This is a genomic window from Mesorhizobium sp. L2C066B000 (assembly GCF_000502335.1).
Classification (GTDB): Bacteria; Pseudomonadota; Alphaproteobacteria; order Rhizobiales; family Rhizobiaceae; genus Mesorhizobium.
Map to the genome: position 1 here is coordinate 61,616 of NZ_AYWZ01000020.1, position 17,292 is coordinate 78,907.

13 protein-coding genes and 2 pseudogenes are annotated in these 17,292 nt (G+C 62.6%); 7 read left to right on the plus strand and 8 right to left on the minus strand.

Annotated features, from left to right (window positions below):
* Positions 1–20: 20 nt before the first annotated feature.
* The 4 genes from X733_RS139175 to X733_RS139160 form a co-directional block, all read right to left on the minus strand.
* A complete protein-coding gene (locus X733_RS139175) occupies positions 21–2,639 on the minus strand; it encodes an EAL domain-containing protein (RefSeq protein WP_023819990.1) in 2,619 nt (872 codons plus the stop codon).
* A 333-nt stretch (positions 2,640–2,972) separates the two neighbouring features.
* Positions 2,973–4,508 carry a DHA2 family efflux MFS transporter permease subunit gene (locus tag X733_RS139170; protein WP_023819991.1) on the minus strand — a complete coding sequence of 512 codons (1,536 nt, stop codon included), beginning with the start codon at positions 4,506–4,508 and terminating at the stop codon, positions 2,973–2,975.
* A 349-nt stretch (positions 4,509–4,857) separates the two neighbouring features.
* Positions 4,858–6,051 carry an HlyD family secretion protein gene (locus X733_RS139165; protein ID WP_023819992.1) on the minus strand — a complete coding sequence of 398 codons (1,194 nt, stop codon included), beginning with the start codon at positions 6,049–6,051 and terminating at the stop codon, positions 4,858–4,860.
* Positions 6,048–6,518, minus strand: a complete 471-nt coding sequence (locus X733_RS139160; RefSeq protein WP_023705728.1) for a MarR family transcriptional regulator — start codon at positions 6,516–6,518, stop codon at positions 6,048–6,050. Before X733_RS139160 ends, X733_RS139165 begins: the two co-directional genes overlap by 4 nt.
* A gap of 462 nt (positions 6,519–6,980) precedes the next feature.
* On the opposite strand from X733_RS139160, the gene X733_RS139155 reads away from it, so the two are divergent.
* Entirely contained in the window at positions 6,981–7,814 is an 834-nt protein-coding gene (locus X733_RS139155) for an AraC family transcriptional regulator (protein ID WP_023819993.1), read from the plus strand.
* A 42-nt stretch (positions 7,815–7,856) separates the two neighbouring features.
* Here X733_RS139155 and X733_RS139150 read toward each other — a convergent pair whose 3' ends face one another.
* Complete coding sequence (locus X733_RS139150) at positions 7,857–8,792, minus strand: helix-turn-helix domain-containing GNAT family N-acetyltransferase (RefSeq protein WP_023712754.1); 936 nt, start codon at positions 8,790–8,792, stop codon at positions 7,857–7,859.
* A 79-nt stretch (positions 8,793–8,871) separates the two neighbouring features.
* Positions 8,872–10,029, minus strand: coding sequence for a hypothetical protein (locus tag X733_RS139145; protein ID WP_023819994.1), 1,158 nt, complete (start codon positions 10,027–10,029; stop codon positions 8,872–8,874).
* 169 nt (positions 10,030–10,198) lie between these two features.
* Here X733_RS139145 and X733_RS139140 point away from each other — a divergent pair, with 169 nt between their 5' ends.
* Complete coding sequence (locus X733_RS139140) at positions 10,199–10,825, plus strand: TetR/AcrR family transcriptional regulator (protein WP_023819995.1); 627 nt, start codon at positions 10,199–10,201, stop codon at positions 10,823–10,825.
* Here X733_RS139140 and X733_RS139135 read toward each other — a convergent pair.
* Entirely contained in the window at positions 10,822–11,691 is an 870-nt protein-coding gene (locus tag X733_RS139135; RefSeq protein WP_023715203.1) for a hypothetical protein, read from the minus strand. The genes X733_RS139140 and X733_RS139135 overlap by 4 nt on opposite strands.
* Before the next feature lie 82 nt (positions 11,692–11,773).
* On the opposite strand from X733_RS139135, the gene X733_RS139130 reads away from it, so the two are divergent.
* The 4 genes and pseudogenes from X733_RS139130 to X733_RS01000000166680 all read left to right on the plus strand — a co-directional run bounded on the left by X733_RS139130 (position 11,774) and on the right by X733_RS01000000166680 (position 15,409).
* Positions 11,774–12,571 (plus strand): methyltransferase domain-containing protein, encoded by a 798-nt coding sequence (locus X733_RS139130; protein WP_023819996.1) that lies wholly within the window; start codon positions 11,774–11,776, stop codon positions 12,569–12,571.
* A gap of 184 nt (positions 12,572–12,755) precedes the next feature.
* Positions 12,756–13,127 (plus strand): co-chaperone GroES, encoded by a 372-nt coding sequence (locus X733_RS0135765; RefSeq protein WP_081740754.1) that lies wholly within the window; start codon positions 12,756–12,758, stop codon positions 13,125–13,127.
* A 63-nt stretch (positions 13,128–13,190) separates the two neighbouring features.
* Positions 13,191–13,373 (plus strand): annotated as a pseudogene (locus X733_RS139125) (TCP-1/cpn60 chaperonin family protein); the annotation flags it as partial.
* Positions 13,374–13,491: 118 nt separating this feature from the next.
* A pseudogene (locus tag X733_RS01000000166680) lies at positions 13,492–15,409 on the plus strand (chaperonin GroEL).
* A 146-nt stretch (positions 15,410–15,555) separates the two neighbouring features.
* Here X733_RS01000000166680 and X733_RS139120 read toward each other — a convergent pair.
* A complete protein-coding gene (locus tag X733_RS139120; RefSeq protein WP_023820003.1) occupies positions 15,556–16,164 on the minus strand; it encodes a TetR/AcrR family transcriptional regulator in 609 nt (202 codons plus the stop codon).
* 104 nt (positions 16,165–16,268) lie between these two features.
* Here X733_RS139120 and X733_RS139115 point away from each other — a divergent pair, with 104 nt between their 5' ends.
* A complete protein-coding gene (locus tag X733_RS139115) occupies positions 16,269–17,279 on the plus strand; it encodes an NAD(P)-dependent alcohol dehydrogenase (RefSeq protein ID WP_023820004.1) in 1,011 nt (336 codons plus the stop codon).
* Positions 17,280–17,292: the final 13 nt, after the last annotated feature.

The following is a 17,292-nucleotide window of genomic DNA, read 5'->3' on the forward strand; positions in this document are numbered from 1 at the left end:
GTTACGGCGCGAGCCAGCCGTCAGCCTTTCGCGATCAGCTCGCCGATATCCCCAGCCGACAGGGGTTTGCTGAAATAATTGCCCTGCACCTCGTCACAATTGTTCTTGCGCAGGAAGGCGACCTGGTCTTCCGTTTCGACACCTTCGGCCAGCACCCGAAGGTTCAACTTCTGCCCCAGGGAAATCACGGCGCCAGTGACCGCTTGATCGTTCTCGTCGGTCGCGAGATCGTTGATGAAGGACTTGTCGATCTTCAGCCGCGCCACCGGAAACGTCTTGAGAGCGCTGAGACTGGAATAGCCTGTTCCGAAATCGTCGATCGATATCTGCACGCCGAGCTTTTGCAGTCCGTTCATCGTTGCGACCGCCAGCTCGAAATCCTGCATGATCAGGCTTTCCGTCACTTCGAGCTCGAGATACCTCGCCTCCAGGCCGCTTTCCTTCAACGCGTTGACGACGCGGTCGATCAGGTTCTTCTCCCGGAACTGCCGCGCCGACACGTTGACGCAGACGGTTACGGGCGACAGACCGGCGCGCTGCCAGGCTTTGTTCTGCCGGCAGGCTTCGTGCAGGATCCAGTCGCCGAGCGGCACGATCAGCCCGGTCTCCTCGGCGGTCGGGATGAACATCGCCGGCGAAACCAGGCCTCGCGTCGGGTGGTTCCAGCGCACCAGCGCTTCGACGGCGAAAACCTGCCCCGATCGCAGATCCACCTGTGGCTGATAGTGCAGAGCGAATTCCGACCGGGCGAGCGCGTTTCGCAATTCCTCCTGAAGCAGGAATTTTTCATGTGCAGTTGAGTTGAACTCCGGGGCATAGAACTGGAAATTGTCGCGGCCGAATTCCTTGGCGCGATACATGGCGGCGTCGGCATTGGCCAACAGCGTATCCGGGCTGGTCCCGTCCTTCGGGTAATTTGCGATGCCGATGCTGGCCGTCGTTCTCAGCCGATGCTCTCCGACAAGAACCGGTTCCGCGATCGCATCCCTGATCGTCTGCAGGGTTTCCGAGACCACATCGACATTGGTGGTTTGGTCGAACAGGACGATGACAAATTCGTCGCCGCCAAGCCGCACGACGGTGTCGGTGGCCTTCACGCATCCAACCAAACGGCTGGCGACGGTCTTGAGGAGTTCGTCACCGGCATTGTGGCCAAGCGTATCGTTCACCAGCTTGAAATTGTCGAGATCGATGAACACCACCGTCATCCAGCGATTGTATCGCTGCGCGTAGAGGACCGCCTGGGAAAGCCGATCCTCCAGCAAAGCGCGATTGGGCAGCCCGGTCAACGCATCATGGTTGGCCATGAAGTGGATCTGGTCTTCCGCCAGTTTGCGCTCGATCGCGATGCCGGCAATGTGTGTGGTGAATTCGATCAGGCGGGTCTCGGCATCGGTGGGCTCGCGCACGGTCATCGAATACATGGCAAAGGCGCCCAACACGACGCCCCGATGCGACAGGATCGGGGTTGACCAGCACGAACGATAGCCATGGGGCGCCGCCAGTTCGCGGTAGTCGTCCCAAAGCGGATCCTGCAGAATATCGGTAACAATGACCGGTTCCCGCCGGTAGATGGCGGTTCCGCAGGATCCCACCTTGGGACCGATGGCCGCCCCATCGATGGCGCTCGTATAGGCTTTCGCCAGGCCCGGCGCCGCACCGTGGCGCAAATGAATGCCGTCCTTGTCGAGCAGCAGGACGGAACCGAATATCCCCTTCAACTGAGCCTCGACTAAGCGCATGAGGCGGTCGAGCACGTCCTCCAGCGGCGCGCTCGTGGCAATCATTTCGAGGATCTGCGCCTGCCCGCTGCGAAGGACATCCGCCTGCTTGCGGGCGGTGATGTCGTGGGCGATGCCGACCAAGCCGAAGATTTCATTTTGGCGATTGCGCAACGGCACCTTCGTCGACGAAAGCCATTTGTCGTTCCCCGACGCATCGACGACAAACTCTTCCGCATCGATCATAGGTTGTCCGCTCTTGAGCAGGCGCTGCTCGACCAGGCGAAATTTCCGCGCAACTTCCGGGGGGTGAAGATCAAAATCGGTCAAACCGATCATGTCGCTGGTCTTGTTGCGGCCACTATCGGTCGCAAGGGCGCTGTTGACCACGACGAAACGGCTTTGCGTATCCTTGACCCAGAGATAATCGGGCACCCAGTCGATCAGCGCCTGCAGCGAAATGCGCTCGTCGACGATCTGCCGATTGGCGAGGAGTTCAGTGATGTCCTCATGCGTGGCGATCCAACTGCCATCGGGCATCGGCTGGTTACGGATCTGGATTGTGCGACCGTCGACAAGTTTGGCGGTCCAGAGCCGCGAAGCCTTGCCCGAATTGATCGAGCGAGCCGTTGCGAGATAGGTGTCGGCGGCCGTCGCCGCCGTGCCGGCGGTGACGCGGCGTTCGACTATTTCGCTCAGTGTCACGCCAGGCCGCAATTCCTCGGGCGCAATGCGGTAGATTTCCGCATAGCGCCGGTTGCTCAGGATCAGGCGTTCATCGGCATCGAAAAAGCAGATGCCTTGCGAAATATTCTCGATCGCAGTCTCGAAGCGCAGGGTCTGCCCTTCGAGACCCGCAATGGTCGTGCGAAGTTCTCCCTCGAGCGTATCGTAGGAAACGTCAGCCAGTCTTGCCAATGCGGCTACGCCCACCGGCCCGCGCGCCCCGACGGATCTTCTGGATGACTTCGTGACCAAACAGACCTCCTCCGGTTTGGCACCTGAAACAAGAAAGGGCCTCTGTCGTGCCAAACGAAAGTCGACTGACAATGTTACAGATGTGCTAATTCAAGATGAACTGTAACGGAATTGGAGGCGTCAGCAACCAGATACCAAAGGTGCAAATGTCATTTCAAATCAACTTCCAACGGCTCATTATCGATATTCTTTTGCACACGCGGGTTTTGACGATCATCCGAGCAACAATCATCAGGGGCAACCAGCTTGCTGCCAGCGCTACCGGCGCCCGCCTCAATCCATATGCGCGGCAGGAGCGGCCGCGCCGGCCGGAGCGGTCTTCGGCTTGCGCAGCAGGAAGACAAACGGAATGGCAACCAGCGTCATCACCATCAGCAGTTTGAAGTCGTTGACGTAGGAGATCATCATCGCCTGGATGTTGACCATGCGGTCCACCTGCGAAAGTGCCGTCGGATCGCCGCCTGCTGCCGCCGGCGAGGCCGCCCACAAATTGGGGTTGAACGGGTTGATGAAAGCCGACAGTTCGGTGTGATTGACCTGCGTGTTGCGCACCATGAGAACCGTCACCACCGACACGCCGATCGACGAACCGAGATTTCGAACCAGGCTGAACAGGGCCGTGGCGTCGGTGCGGAAGCGCACGTCGAGCGTGGCGAAGGCCACCGTCGACAGCGGCACGAACACCATGCCCATGCCGAGGCCCTGGATGACGCCGGAGCTAAGGATCAGCCAATTGTCCATCTGCGGCGTGAAGGAGGACATGGTGTAGAGCGACTGCGCGGTGAGCAGAAAGCCGATGACGACGAGGATCCGGGCGTCGATCCTGCTCATGAGCCGCCCAACGACAAGCATCGAAATCATCGTGCCGACACCGCGCGGCCCCAGGACGACGCCGATGGTCACGGTCGGATAGCCGAAGATGGTCGACAGCATCGGCGGCAGCAGCGACATCGAGGCCAGGATCAGCACGCCCATGAGGAAGATGAAGGCCAGACCGGTGACGAAATTGCGGTCGAGGAAGATCTTGGGGTCGATGAAAGGACGTTCCGCCGTCAGTGTGTGGATGATGAACACCCAGAAGCCGGTGATCGAAAGAGCAAGCTCGATCCAGATTTCGACCGAGGAAAACCAGTCGACCTCGCCGCCGCGGTCGAGCAGCAGCTGCAGTGCGCCGACGCCGAGCGAAATCATGGCGAAACCGAAGAAATCGAAGCTGCGTATCCGCCGGGCAATGACCGGCAAATAGGCTGCCATGCCGAGGAAGGCGATGATGCCGACCGGCAAATTGATGAAGAACACCCAGCGCCAGTTGAAATTCTCGGTCAGCCAACCGCCCAGCGTCGGACCCAGGATCGGCCCCAGCATGATGCCGGCGCCCCAGATGGCCATCGCCTGGCCGTGGCGTTCCCTGGGGTTGATGTCGAGCAGGAAGGTCTGCGACAGCGGCACGATGGCTGCGCCGAACACGCCCTGCATCAGCCGGAAGAACACAATGCTCTCCAGGCTCCAGGCAATGCCGCACAGCATCGAGAACACGGTGAAGCCGACAACCGCCGCCAGGAACAGTTCCTTGCGGCCGAAGCGGTCGGCCAGCCAGCCGGTCACCGGCGTCATGATCGCGGCGGCAACGATGTAGGAGGTCAACACCCAGTTGATGTTGTCGGGCGACGCGCCGAGGTCGCCGGTCATGGTCGGCAGCGCGACATTGGCGATCGTGGTGTCGAGCGCCTGCATGACCGTCGCCAGCATCAGCGCCACGGTGATCAGGCCGCGATGCGGCACTTCCTTGAAAGGTTCTGGTGTGGTCATGATGCGGAACTTCCGACAGGTAACAAAAACGTGTACATTAGGTTTCCGGGCGGCGAGGCCTTCTCTGGTGAAGAGACCCTCATCGCGGTGGGACGCGATCTATCGATGTGGGGGTTACATCGATCGAAGGTCTCGACACATCAGGCGCTTGCCGCCCGGAAATCCAAGGTCCGAAGGATGGGCGCCGAGATGGTCCAGGTTCTGGGCAGGCCGCGATGCGGCCCGGTCCAATCCACCCCTCGTTCAACCTGCCGTCGGGCCGATCCTGTCATCTCAACTTCACCTCGCCTGCGGTGGGCGTTCTGCCGGGCCGTGATCCTGCTTTTCGAGATCACGGTCCATTCACAGTCTATTGCGCTTCGCCTGCGGTGGCGTGGCCGAAGATAGCGGGGAACCCGCGAGCAACGCCGGTATCCACCGTAACCGAGGCGCTCATGCCGGTGCGCAGCGCCATATTGGCGTCGGCATCGGTCAGCTCCAGGCGCACCGGAATGCGCTGCGTGACCTTGACCCAGTTGCCGGTGGCGTTTTGAGCAGGCAACAGCGAAAACTCCGCGCCGGTGCCGGCGCCGATCGCCTTGACGGTGGCCTCGAAAGTTCTGCCCGGATAGGTGTCGACGACGATCTCGGCCTTCTGGCCAGGCTTCATGTGGGTAAGCTGGGTTTCCTTGAAATTGGCATCGATCCAGGTGTCGCCGGTCTCGACCAACGCAAACAGCGGCGTGCCGGAACCGACATACTGGCCGATCTTGAACGAGGAGGCCTGGCTGATGACGCCGTCGGCCGGCGCCTTGACCGTGGTCTGCGCCAGATCGTAGGCGGCCTTGTCGCGCGCGGCGAGTGCGGCCATCACCGTCGGATGCTTGTCGGTCTCGATATCGGGATTGCCGGCGAGAGCCGCCTTGGCGCTGATGATGCCTTGCTCGGCAACGGCCAGTTGCTGCCTGGCTTTGTCGAGATCGTTCTTGGCCTCGTCCAGCGACGATTTGGCGTTGATGCCCTTCTGGGCAAGGTCGGCGGCGCGGTCATACTGCGACTGCGCGTAGTCGACCTGGCTGGCATCGGACTTTTCCTGCGCCAGCGCCTGGCTGTAGGCGGCTCGCAGCTGTTCGATACCGACGCGTGCGACTGCGACCGCCGCGTCGGCCTGCGCCAATGCAATCCGGTAGGGCTCGGGGTCGACGGCAAACAGCACATCGCCCTGCTTGACCTGCTGATTGTCCGAGATGCCGACCTGAACGATGCGTCCGGCGGTGTCCGAGGCGATCGACACCTTGGCCTGCTGCAAATTGGCGTTCTCGGTTTCCTGATAGCGGCCGCCGGTCACCCAGACATAACCGCCACCAATGGCCAGCGCGGCCGGCAGGGCGACCATCAGCAGCAAGCGGCCGAGGCGGCGCTTCTTGACCGGAGCCGGAGCGGGTTGAACCGGGGGAGCCACCGCGACAGGTGCTGCGGCCGGCTGTGCAGGCGCTTCGGCGGCCGGCTTTGCCGGCGTCTCGATCTTGGTTACATTCTCGTCCAGCTTGGCTGCCGCGTTCATGCTGCTGCCCCTTCCGTACTCTTCAAGGACGACGTCTCGCCGTCCGCCAGGTTTTGCACGATGGTGTCCAGCGCCCGGATAAGGACGCGGCGGTCGTCCGGCGAAACGCCGACCAGCGATTCCTCATAAACTTCACCAGCAAGGCTTTTGACCTCGGCATAGGCCGCGTTCGCCTTGGCTGTCGGGAAGATCATACGCACGCGCCGGTCAGTTGCGTCGGAGCGCCGCTCGATCCAGCCGCCCTCCTCCATCCGGTCGACGAGGCGTGAAACGCTGATCGGCTCGATTTCGAGAAGTTCGGCGAGGCGAGCCTGGGCGACGCCCGCCTCCTTGGCAACGCGAACCAGAAGCCGCCATTGTGCCGAGGAAAGGCCAAGTCCGCTGGCGCGCGCCTCGAAGCGCTTGCGCATAAGGCGCTGCACGTCGTGGATCAAAAAGCCCAATCTATCTATGCCGTCGGAAACCATGAGCGGTATATATTATAAGCGTGCTTACCATTCAAGGCGCCGCATTGCACCAGAGCCGAAAAAGAGGGATGGCAGCCATGCAGATGCGGTCATGGCACAGGCAATGACGGTTGCGGATGACCTCCCGACCGAGACGTGAATTGCCGTCGAGAACGCCGTGAGAAGAAAGGTCGTCTTGCGCGTCCTCGCCACCGGCACACCTAGGCTTTCGGCGGCAATTCGCCGGCGGCGAAGGCATCGAGCCGGCGGTGGTTCCACAGCGCATAGGCAAAGGTGGTGCCCGCACCCAGCGCGCCCAGATATTGTCCCAGCGAGCCAGGCCGAGGCCGCCCAGCAACGGCTTTCCACGATGGTGACCTGCCACAGTCGACCAGCGCCCTTCGATTTTACGACAGGCGCAATTTCGATCAAACTGACCTCGCAAAAAGCCGACAAAATGTGCCGCCAAATGCGAGGAGACCTATGAACCCGACCGAGAAAGCGCTGTGGTTTGTCGAGGGCCATTTGCCGGAAGCGATCTCGCTTGAGGATGTCGCGCAAAGCAGCGGCGTCTCGCGCTTTCATGTGACGCGCGCCTTTGGCGCCGCCACCGGCCGTTCGGTGATGGGCTATATGCGCGCGCGCCGGCTGACCGAAGCGGCGCGCAAGCTGGCTTCCGGCGCGCCCGACATCCTCGCGGTCGCGCTCGATGCCGGCTACGCCTCGCACGAAGCCTTCACCCGCGCCTTCCGCGATCAGTTCGGCACGACGCCGGAACTGGTGCGCGCGCAGGGCAGCCTCAGCAATCTCGACCTCGTGGAGCCGATCCTGATGGACCAGTCCTTCCTCGCCTCACTGCCGCCGCCGCGCTTCGAGACCGGCCGTCCCTTCCTCATTGCCGGCCTCGGCGAGCGCTACAGCTGCGAAACCAGCGCGGCCATTCCGATGCAGTGGCAGCGCTTCGGTCCCTATATCGGCAACATTCCGGGCGAGACCGGCGACGTCGCCTATGGCGTCTGCGTCAACGGCGACGATGCCGGCAATTTCGACTATATCGCCGGCGTCGAAGTTTCGGATTTCTCGGACCTGCCGAAGGAGCTTTCCCGGGTGCGCGTGCCGGCGCAGAAATACGCCGTGTTCACCCATGCCGAGCACATCTCCACGATCCGCCGCACCGTCAACACGATCTGGAACAAATGGCTGCCGGCCTCGGGGCACGATATAGCCGACGGCCCCGAATTCGAACGCTACGGCCCGGAGTTCGATCCGCGCAGTGGCAATGGCGGGCTGGAGATATGGATTCCGGTTAGAGTGTGAGAGCGTTTGCGCGCGATCTTGCCTTCTTCCGGTGAAAAGGCGCTACAGCTCCAGGTTCCAGTTCTGGCCGACCAGATCCTTGCCGAAGGCGTGATGGCGCTCTTCGTCCACCAGCCTGAAGCCGGCACTCTCGTAGATGTGGCGGGCGGCGGTCAGGATGTCGTTGGTCCATAGGGTCAGCGTCGTGTAGCCCTTGGCACGAGCAAAGCCGATGCACTCCTGAACCAGCCGCTTGCCGATGCCGAGGCCGCGCGCCGATGGTTCGACATAGAGCAGGCGCAGCTTCGCCACCGCGTCGGATTTGCGCACGACGAAGACCGAGCCGACCACCTCCCCTTGCCGTTCGGCAATCCAGCTGCGTTCCCATTCTGGATCGAAGGATTTTACGAAGGCGCCGAGGATTTCGGCGACCAGCGCCTCGTAGGTTTCGTCCCAGCCATAGTCCTGTGCGTAGATCTGTCCTTGGCGGCGCACCACCCAGCCGATGTCGCCGACCTGCAAGGGGCGCAGCATATACGGCACTTTGGACTCCGGGCTGTCGCCCAGGAGTTGCTGCACCGTCTGCATGGCCTTGACCAGCCGGTCCTGTTCGGCAGCAGGAAGCCGCTCCAGCAAGGCCGCGACCTGGTCGTGCGAAGCCCGGTTCAGCGGCGCGAAGGCCTGCCGCCCCACCGGCGTCAGCGTGATCGACGACTGCCGCGCATCCGACGCCAGCGGCGCGCGCGCAATCAGCTGCAGGTGCTCGAACTTCTTCAGGAGCCGGCTGACATAACCGGCGTCGAGGCCGAGATCGCGGATGAGATCGCTGGCGGTCAGGCCATCGCGATGCGCCAGTTCGTAGAGCACCCGCGCCTCGGTCAGCGAGAAGGCGCTTTTCAGCAGGCCTTCGTCGAGCAGACCTATCTGGCGGGTGTAGAAGCGGTTGAAAGCCCGCACCGCGTCGATGCGTTCCTTGCCGGGTTGATGATGGATCGTCATGGGAAGCCTCCTGCCCATCAACGATCGGTCATTTATTTGACTTAGTCAAGTATCGAGGAGATGCTCCCCCGGTCGTGTCTCAGGCGATCGCGCGGCGGCGCCGCGCGATCAGGACGAACAGGCCGAGCAGCACGACGCTGGCCGCCGCACTGGCGGCGGCAAATTCCGGCACCGNTGCCGCGACCGGGCCGATCGCCAGACCGAAAAGCTGGGCCGCCGGCACCAGAAGCACGGCCGTGCGCGTCTCGTCGGCGGTGATCGCCAGCCGGATCTGATAGGGCACGATGAATAGAAGGATGAAGCCCATGATCAAGGCCGCGACCCAGAAAACCGTCAGGCCGGGGCTGCCGGCGAGCACCACGGAACTGGCGACGGCGACCACGCCGATCGCCACGATGGCGAAGCGGTAGTCGATACGCGCCTCGAAGACGGTAGCCGTCATTGCGCCCAGCACCTGCAATGCGAGGTTGGCCGAGACGATCAGGCCGACGGTGCGGCCATCGATGCCGTATTGTGCGCCAAGTGGCTCGAGAAACGCCCAGACCGAGCCGAAGAACATGAAGTAGCAGAAGACGCTCAGCAAAGCGGCAAGCGAAGGAACGGTCAGCACATTGCTGAACTGTTCCTCCTTGGGCAGGTCGGCATAGCTATCGGGGACGATGAAGGCGACGGCCACCGAGGCGATGCAGACGACGGCAAGAACGATGAAGCCGCCCGCCGATCCGGCGGCCGGGATGACGTAAAGCGCCAGCAGCAGGGCAAGGGCGCATTGCGCCAGGGTCTGAAGGGTGACGAAGAAGCCGCCGATGCGCTCGGCCCGGCGTGAACGGGCGATCAGTTCCGTGGCGACCGCCACCAGCCCACCCTCGGCGAGGCCTGCCACCGCGCGGGCGGCAATCAGCGAGGTCGAGGTCAGCGCATAGGCGGTCGCGCAGTTAGCCAGCGCCAGCAAGAGCAGAAGGACGGCACTTTTCAAGCGCATATTGTGGGCGGACAGCATCATGGCGATGGCCGCCGATCCGATGCCGATGGCGATCATCTCCGCCGTGGCGACCAGCGCGAGTTCGTCACCGCTGACATGCCCTTCGGTGTAGAGCGCGCCGAGAAGCACCGGCTGCAGCCCGAGAATGAGCAGCCCGACCGAGCCGATCCACAATGCCGAGGCGAGTTGCGCCCCAGTGGGGTTGCCGACCAGCCAGTCGCCGTTCCCGGCATCCGCGTTACCAGCAGAAGTCACGGTCGCCTCCCAACGTCCTTGCCTGACGGCAAAAAAACTGACAGTCTGTCAGCATTTAGAAACTGATACTCGATCATATTCGTTTGTCAATCAGTAGCGGGACTTGGCACCAACAAGGCTGGGATGGCCTTGGCGATCGAATGGTCTGGGCGATCGAGAGGATGGCGGCATGAACGAAGCAGTGCAGATGACGACCGAACCGAGGCGCAGGCCCAAACAGGAGCGCAGCCGCGAGCGCATCGACGCCATCCTGTCGACGACCATGCGGCTGATCGGCGAGAAAGGCATCGACGCCGTCACCATGAAGGAAGTCGGCGCACAGGCCGGCGGGCCGATCGCCACCGTCTATCATTACTTCCCCAACAAGTCGGCGATCCTGGCGATGCTCTACGAGCAATTCTCCGAAGTGAGCCGCGCCCGGCTTGCCGCGATCGTTGCCGACGTCGGCGGGCTGAGCGACGTTATCGCTGCGGCCGACCGGCTGCTCGACGACTACTATGAGCGCGTCGCCGGCGACCCCGCCATTCAGGACCTGCAAAACGCCATCCAGGCTGACAAGGCGCTGAAGAATCTCGACATCGCCGAAACCCGGCACCAGGCGACGATGTTCTGCGACCATGTCGGCCCCTTTCTCGCGCCAGAGCGACGCAATGAGTTCGGCCGTATGGTTTTCCTGATCTTCCAGCTGGCCGGCGGCGTCGTGCGCATGGCGCTGACCCAGGACCAGGAGGAAAGCCGCCACACCATCGAGGACTACCGGTCGATCATCCATACGCAGTTGGGACTGTTTCTCTAGCGCCCGATTCGACCCCGTCCGGTCTGGTGGATGAGGTTTTCGAAGCCGTCGGCCAGGTTGGCTGTGCCGGCGGCAACAATCTTCGACAGGTTCCTGGCGCGACCTGGGGTCTTGTTGGCATCGAGCAGCACGGCCCTGCCCTCATGCACGACAAAGTCGAATTTGCCATAGTCGAAGCCCAGCTTCCGACGCAAGGCGCGCAGTTCGTCGGGAACCGCAACCGGCTGCCGGCGGACGGTGTCGTCGCCCTTGACCAGGCGCTGCGGCGAGACATAGCGGGTGCAGCGCTCCCGATCGCCGCAGAATATCCAGAACCGCGCCGCAAACCCGTCGGGCTCGATTTCGGGAATGAATTTTTCCACGATCAGGTCGGCACGCCTGAAAATCTCCGGCGCCACATCGGCCAGCGAGGCATGCACCTGATAACGGTCGAAGGTCTGAGCGCCCGGGAAAGGCACTGCCTTGCCGGCGCGAACGGATTTTCGGTTGAGCTGCTCCTCGGGCGTCCCCCAATGATTGAGGTTGCTCTTGACGATGACCTGGCCGCTCCAGTTGGCACCCTCCTCGAGGATCGCACCGCTGATGCGGCGCTTGGAAATGTCGGTTGCACCAAGATTGAGACAAATCGGAAATCCGCGCGCGTAGTCGACATAGTCCGATGGCGTCACTGTCGCGTCGACATGCAGGACGGCAATATCGGCGTTATGACTTGCCGAGGGTCCACGCATGATCTGCACGGAGTGACCGCGCCGTTTCAGCTCCGCCAGGACGTCGAACAGCATGTAGGGGCTGTCCTGGCGCAGCAGGAGGCCCCGCCGGCTCTGGAAGCGGTCAAATTCATGCGTTATGACGGCAATGCGGGCCATGGCCTTTCCTGCATGAGGTAACTCGCAAGGCAACCAACAGCCTGGAAGGAAATATGTCCAGCCTTTCCCCAAACCGTTCCGCATGACTGAGCATTGGGACGCAATTCGCCGTCACTGGCGGCTTCTCGGGTCGCCGCTGTGTCCGCCCCCGGAAGCTGTCGCCGCCTATGAGCGCGAACTTAGCCTGCAATCAGTCGATGTGGTGCTGCTCGGGGTCACGCCGGAGCTTGCCGGCCTCGGAAGGACCATGCTCGCGATCGACGAGTCCACTGCCATGATATCGGGCATCTGGCCGGGCGATACCGCCTCACGCAAGGCGGTGATCGGCAACTGGCTGGAGTTGCCGCTGGGCGACGAAAGCGCCGGGGCGGTGATCGGCGACGGCTGCCTGTCGGCGCTGGACTCCTCGGTTGCACGGCAGGCGCTGCTTGCCGAGATCGCGCGTGTGCTGAAGTCCGGTGGGCGGGCTGCATTGCGCGCCTATGCAAGCCCTCAGGTGCCGGACGATCTGCAGGAGGTCCGGGCGCTGACGCTGTCCGGTGGTGTCGCGACCTTCCACGAACTCAAATGGCGCATTGCCATGGCTTGTGCCGGCGGCGATCCCGACCGCGCCATTCCGGTGCGGGCGATCCTCGACGCCTTCGATGCGCTGTTTGCCGACCGGGAGGCCCTTGCCGCGACGACCGGATGGGAGATGCCGGTCATCGGCACCATCGATGTCTATGCGAATTCGCAGACTGTCTACAGTTTCGCGCCGGCGGCGACGCTGGTCGAAGAGGCGAGCCGGTTTTTTGACAGTGTCCGCCTCGCGCCGACAGGGGGTTATGGGCTGGCGGAACGATGCCCGCTTCTGGTGCTTAAATCGCCGCGGCGCCGGTAGGGTCTGCCGTCGGATCGCGGCACGGCTCCAATTGGCACAATTGTGCTCATCGTTCGCCTTGACTCTCGAAAGCCACGCGCTTATTTCAGCGCACGTTAGCACTCTCCCCAGGTGAGTGCTAACGCACATCCGGCACCGCCGGATCGAGGAACAGCTCTCACCGTTCTCATTCGAGGAAGAAAAAATGGCAAAGTCGAAGTTCCGCCCGCTTCATGACCGCGTGGTCGTACGCCGGGTCGAATCCGAATCCAAGACCGCCGGCGGGATCATCATCCCGGATACGGCNCATGACCGCGTGGTCGTACGCCGGGTCGAATCCGAATCCAAGACCGCCGGCGGGATCATCATCCCGGATACGGCGAAGGAAAAGCCGCAGGAAGGCGAGATCATCGCCGTCGGCTCCGGCGCTCGCGACGAAGCCGGCAAGCTGGTCCCGCTGGACGTCAAGGCCGGCGACCGCATCCTGTTCGGCAAGTGGTCGGGCACCGAAGTCAAGCTCAATGGCGAAGACCTTCTGATCATGAAGGAATCCGACATTATGGGCATCATCGGCTGATCATCGGCCTCACCGTCAACTGAATTTCGGGCTTGATCGCAAGCCCCTGCCAGGAGCTAAAAAATGGCTGCCAAAGACGTAAAATTCTCCCGCGACGCGCGCGAGCGCATGCTTCACGGCATCAACATCCTCGCCGACGCGGTGAAGGTGACCCTCGGTCCCAAGGGCCGCAACGTCGTCATCGACAAGTCGTTCGGCGCACCGCGCATCACCAAGGACGGCGTCACCGTCGCCAAGGAAATCGAANGGCGAAGACCTTCTGATCATGAAGGAATCCGACATTATGGGCATCATCGGCTGATCATCGGCCTCACCGTCAACTAATTTCGGGCTTGATCGCAAGCCCCCTGCCAGGAGCTAAAAAATGGCTGCTAAAGACGTAAAATTCTCCCGCGACGCCCGCGAGCGCATGCTGCGCGGCGTCAACATCCTCGCCGACGCAGTGAAGGTCACGCTCGGCCCCAAGGGCCGCAACGTCGTCATCGACAAGTCGTTCGGCGCACCGCGCATCACCAAGGACGGCGTCACCGTCGCCAAGGAAATCGANGAAGGTCACGCTCGGTCCCAAGGGCCGCAACGTCGTCATCGACAAGTCGTTCGGCGCACCGCGCATCACCAAGGACGGCGTCACCGTCGCCAAGGAAATCGAGCTTGAAGACAAGTTCGAAAACATGGGCGCGCAGATGGTCCGCGAAGTTGCTTCGAAGACCAACGACATCGCCGGCGACGGCACCACGACCGCGACCGTTCTGGCGCAGTCGATCGTCCAGGAAGGCCACAAGTCGGTTGCCGCCGGCATGAACCCGATGGACCTGAAGCGCGGCATCGATCTCGCCGTCACCGAAGTGGTCGCTGCTCTCGGCAAGGCCGCCAAGAAGATCAAGACTTCCNACGACATCGCCGGCGACGGCACCACGACCGCGACCGTTCTGGCGCAGTCGATCGTCCAGGAAGGCCACAAGGCCGTTGCCGCCGGCATGAACCCGATGGATCTGAAGCGCGGCATCGACCTGGCCGTGACCGAAGTCGTCGCGGCTCTCGGCAAGGCTGCCAAGAAGATCAAGACCTCCGAGGAAGTTGCCCAGGTCGGCACGATCTCGGCCAATGGCGACGAGTCGGTCGGCGCCATGATCGCCGAAGCGATGCAGAAGGTCGGCAATGAAGGCGTCATCACGGTTGAAGAAGCCAAGACCGCCGAGACNCATGATCGCCGAAGCGATGCAGAAGGTCGGCAATGAAGGCGTCATCACGGTTGAAGAAGCCAAGACCGCCGAGACCGAGCTGGAAGTCGTCGAAGGCATGCAGTTCGACCGCGGCTATCTCTCGCCCTACTTCGTCACCAACGCCGACAAGATGGTTGCCGAGCTCGAGGACGTCTACATCCTCCTGCACGAGAAGAAGCTGTCCAACCTCCAGGCCATGCTGCCGGTTCTCGAAGCCGTCGTGCAGACCTCCAAGCCGCTGCTCATCATCTCGGAAGACGTCGAAGGCGAGGCTCTGGCCACGCTGGTCGTCAACAAGCTGCGNCTCCAAGCCGCTGCTCATCATCTCGGAAGACGTCGAAGGCGAGGCTCTGGCCACGCTGGTCGTCAACAAGCTGCGTGGCGGCCTGAAGATCGCCGCCGTCAAGGCGCCGGGCTTCGGTGATCGCCGCAAGGCCATGCTGGAAGACATCGCCATCCTGACCGGTGGCCAGGTCATNTCGGAAGACCTCGGCATCAAGCTCGAGAATGTCGGCCTCAACATGCTCGGCCGCGCCAAGAAGGTGTCGATCTCCAAGGAGAACACCACCATCGTCGACGGCGCCGGCAAGAAGGCCGAGATCCAGGGCCGCGTTGCCCAGATCAAGCAGCAGATCGAAGAGACCACGTCGGACTACGACAAGGAGAAGCTGCAGGAACGTCTGGCGAAGCTCGCCGGCGGCGTTGCGGTGATCCGTGTCGGCGGCGCGACGGAAGTCGAAGTCAAGGAAAAGAAGGACCGCGTCGATGACGCCCTCAACGCGACCCGTGCGGCCGTGGAAGAAGGCATCGTTGCAGGCGGCGGCGTCGCTCTCCTGCGCGCTTCGGCCAACATCAAGGTCACCGGCGTCAATGCCGACCAGGCTGCCGGCATCAACATCGTTCGTCNCCGCTCTCCAGGACGCGGCTTCGGTCGCCGGCCTGCTCGTCACCACCGAAGCCATGATCGCGGAGGCTCCCAAGAAGGAGTCGGCTGGCGGCGGCATGCCTGGCGGCATGGGCGGCGGCGGCATGGGCGGCATGGGCGGCATGGATTTCTAAGAATCCATAAAGCCGCCCATGAGCTAAAGTTGCTCAAGCCCGCAAGCGGGCTTGAGTGGCGGCATGGATTTCTAATCCAGCCAACCTGGCTTATGGATAAGGAAAGGGCGCCGAGAGGCGCCCTTTTTGTTTTAGAGACCAGTTAGTTAGGCCGCGCTCTCCGCCTGCCGCGCAACCTTGCCCGCAAGCACCGCCTGCTCGACGAATGCAGCCACCTCATCGGCCACCACCAGCACCGGTGCACGGTCGCGGGTGGCCCGCGCAATCACCATCAGCCCTTCCAGCGAGGATTCGATCAGCAGCGCCAAAGCGTGCGCGCGGCGTTCGGGCACCCCTGCCCTGACGAAGGCCTGTCGCAGCAAGCCGATCCATTGCTCGAAAGCCGATCGGCAGAGTTCCGCCAGTTCCGGCACATCGGTGGGTGAATCCAGCACCATCGGCGCGATGGGGCAACCCAGCGAAAAATCATTGTCCTCCAGCATGCGCCCGACCGACTGGTAGATGTGATGGACGGCCACTGCAGGATCGCTCTCGGCTGCCAGTGCTTCGCCCAGCCTTTTCGTGACGTCGGCAACGCTGTTGCGCGTCACCTCGATGACCAGTTGGTCCTTGCCGCCTGGGAAATGAAAATAGAGCGAGCCGCGCGGCGCCCCGCTGGCGCCCAGAATGTCGTTGAGCGAGGTGCCGTGATAGCCACGCTGCCTGAGCAACAGGCCTGTGGTCTCGAGTATGCGGGTGCGGGTGTCGTTGGCCATGTCAACCTCTGTCAGCAGTGACGCATTATAGGCCTTGCCAAGAATATGACAATCGGTCTATATAGTATGTAGATCAGTCTATATATATTGTTAAGGAGAGTGGCATGCGCAGCTACCGTCTCGAAGGGTTTGGTGGAACCGAATCCCTGGCGATGCGCGACGAGGCGCGGACGGAACCGAAACCGCATGAGATCGTGGTGCGAGTCCGCGCCGCCTCGCTCAATCGGCGCGACACGATGATCCTTGGCGGCACCTATCCGTTGCCGCCGCGGCAAGGCATCGTGCCGCTGAGCGACGGCGCCGGTGACGTCGTCGCAATCGGCGATGCCGTTACCCGTTTTGCCGTCGGCGACCGCGTCACCGGCAGCTACTTCGCCCGCTGGATCGATGGCCGCATCAATGCCGGTCTGATCGACCAGCTCGGCTGTACGCTGGACGGCATGCTGACTAAGTTTGCCGTGCTCGACGAACAATGGGCGGCGCGACTGCCCGATCATCTGAGCTGGCACGAAGCGGCGACGCTGACCTGCGCCGGCGTGACGGCCTGGAACGCGGTGACCGGGACCCGGATTCCGAAGCCTGGTCAATGGGTTCTCACCATCGGTTCGGGTGGCGTTTCGCTGTTTGCTCTGCAGTTCGCCAAGTTGCTCGGCTGCCGGGTTGTCGCCATCACATCGCGCGCGGAGAAGGCCGACAGGCTGCGGGCGCTGGGCGCCGACCTCGTTGTCTCCAGCACCGACATACCGGAATGGGGCGGCTGGGCGCGCGAGCAGACAGGCGGCATCGACCTCGTCGTCGAAACCGGCGGCCCGGCCACCTTCGCGCAGTCGCTGATTGCCAGCACGCTTTATGGACACATCGTGCTGCTGACGCTGCAGGACGCCAGTGGCAGATCGATCGAGATGCCGGCAGCGCTTTATCAGCGCAGCCTCGCCACCATCAGCGGCCTGTTCGTCGGCAGCCGCAGCAATCTCGAGGCCATGCTGCGCGCCGTGTCGCAGCATCGCCTCAAGCCCGTTATCGACAGGGTCTTCCCCTTTGCCGAAGCCCCCGAAGCGTACCGCCACTTCCAGCAGGGCGACGTGTTCGGGAAGGTTGTCATCGACTGCGCCTGACCCAATTGCCCGC

Excerpts from the sequence above, each read along its gene's own strand:
- X733_RS139170 (WP_023819991.1), bottom strand. The coding sequence starts at position 4,508 with ATGACCACACCAGAACCTTTCAAGGAAGTGCCGCATCGCGGCCTGATC.
- X733_RS139165 (WP_023819992.1), bottom strand. The coding sequence starts at position 6,051 with ATGAACGCGGCAGCCAAGCTGGACGAGAATGTAACCAAGATCGAGACG.
- X733_RS139160 (WP_023705728.1), bottom strand. The coding sequence starts at position 6,518 with ATGGTTTCCGACGGCATAGATAGATTGGGCTTTTTGATCCACGACGTG.
- X733_RS139155 (WP_023819993.1), top strand. The coding sequence starts at position 6,981 with ATGAACCCGACCGAGAAAGCGCTGTGGTTTGTCGAGGGCCATTTGCCG.
- X733_RS139150 (WP_023712754.1), bottom strand. The coding sequence starts at position 8,792 with ATGACGATCCATCATCAACCCGGCAAGGAACGCATCGACGCGGTGCGG.
- X733_RS139140 (WP_023819995.1), top strand. The coding sequence starts at position 10,199 with ATGAACGAAGCAGTGCAGATGACGACCGAACCGAGGCGCAGGCCCAAA.
- X733_RS139135 (WP_023715203.1), bottom strand. The coding sequence starts at position 11,691 with ATGGCCCGCATTGCCGTCATAACGCATGAATTTGACCGCTTCCAGAGC.
- X733_RS139130 (WP_023819996.1), top strand. The coding sequence starts at position 11,774 with ATGACTGAGCATTGGGACGCAATTCGCCGTCACTGGCGGCTTCTCGGG.
- X733_RS139120 (WP_023820003.1), bottom strand. The coding sequence starts at position 16,164 with ATGGCCAACGACACCCGCACCCGCATACTCGAGACCACAGGCCTGTTG.
- X733_RS139115 (WP_023820004.1), top strand. The coding sequence starts at position 16,269 with ATGCGCAGCTACCGTCTCGAAGGGTTTGGTGGAACCGAATCCCTGGCG.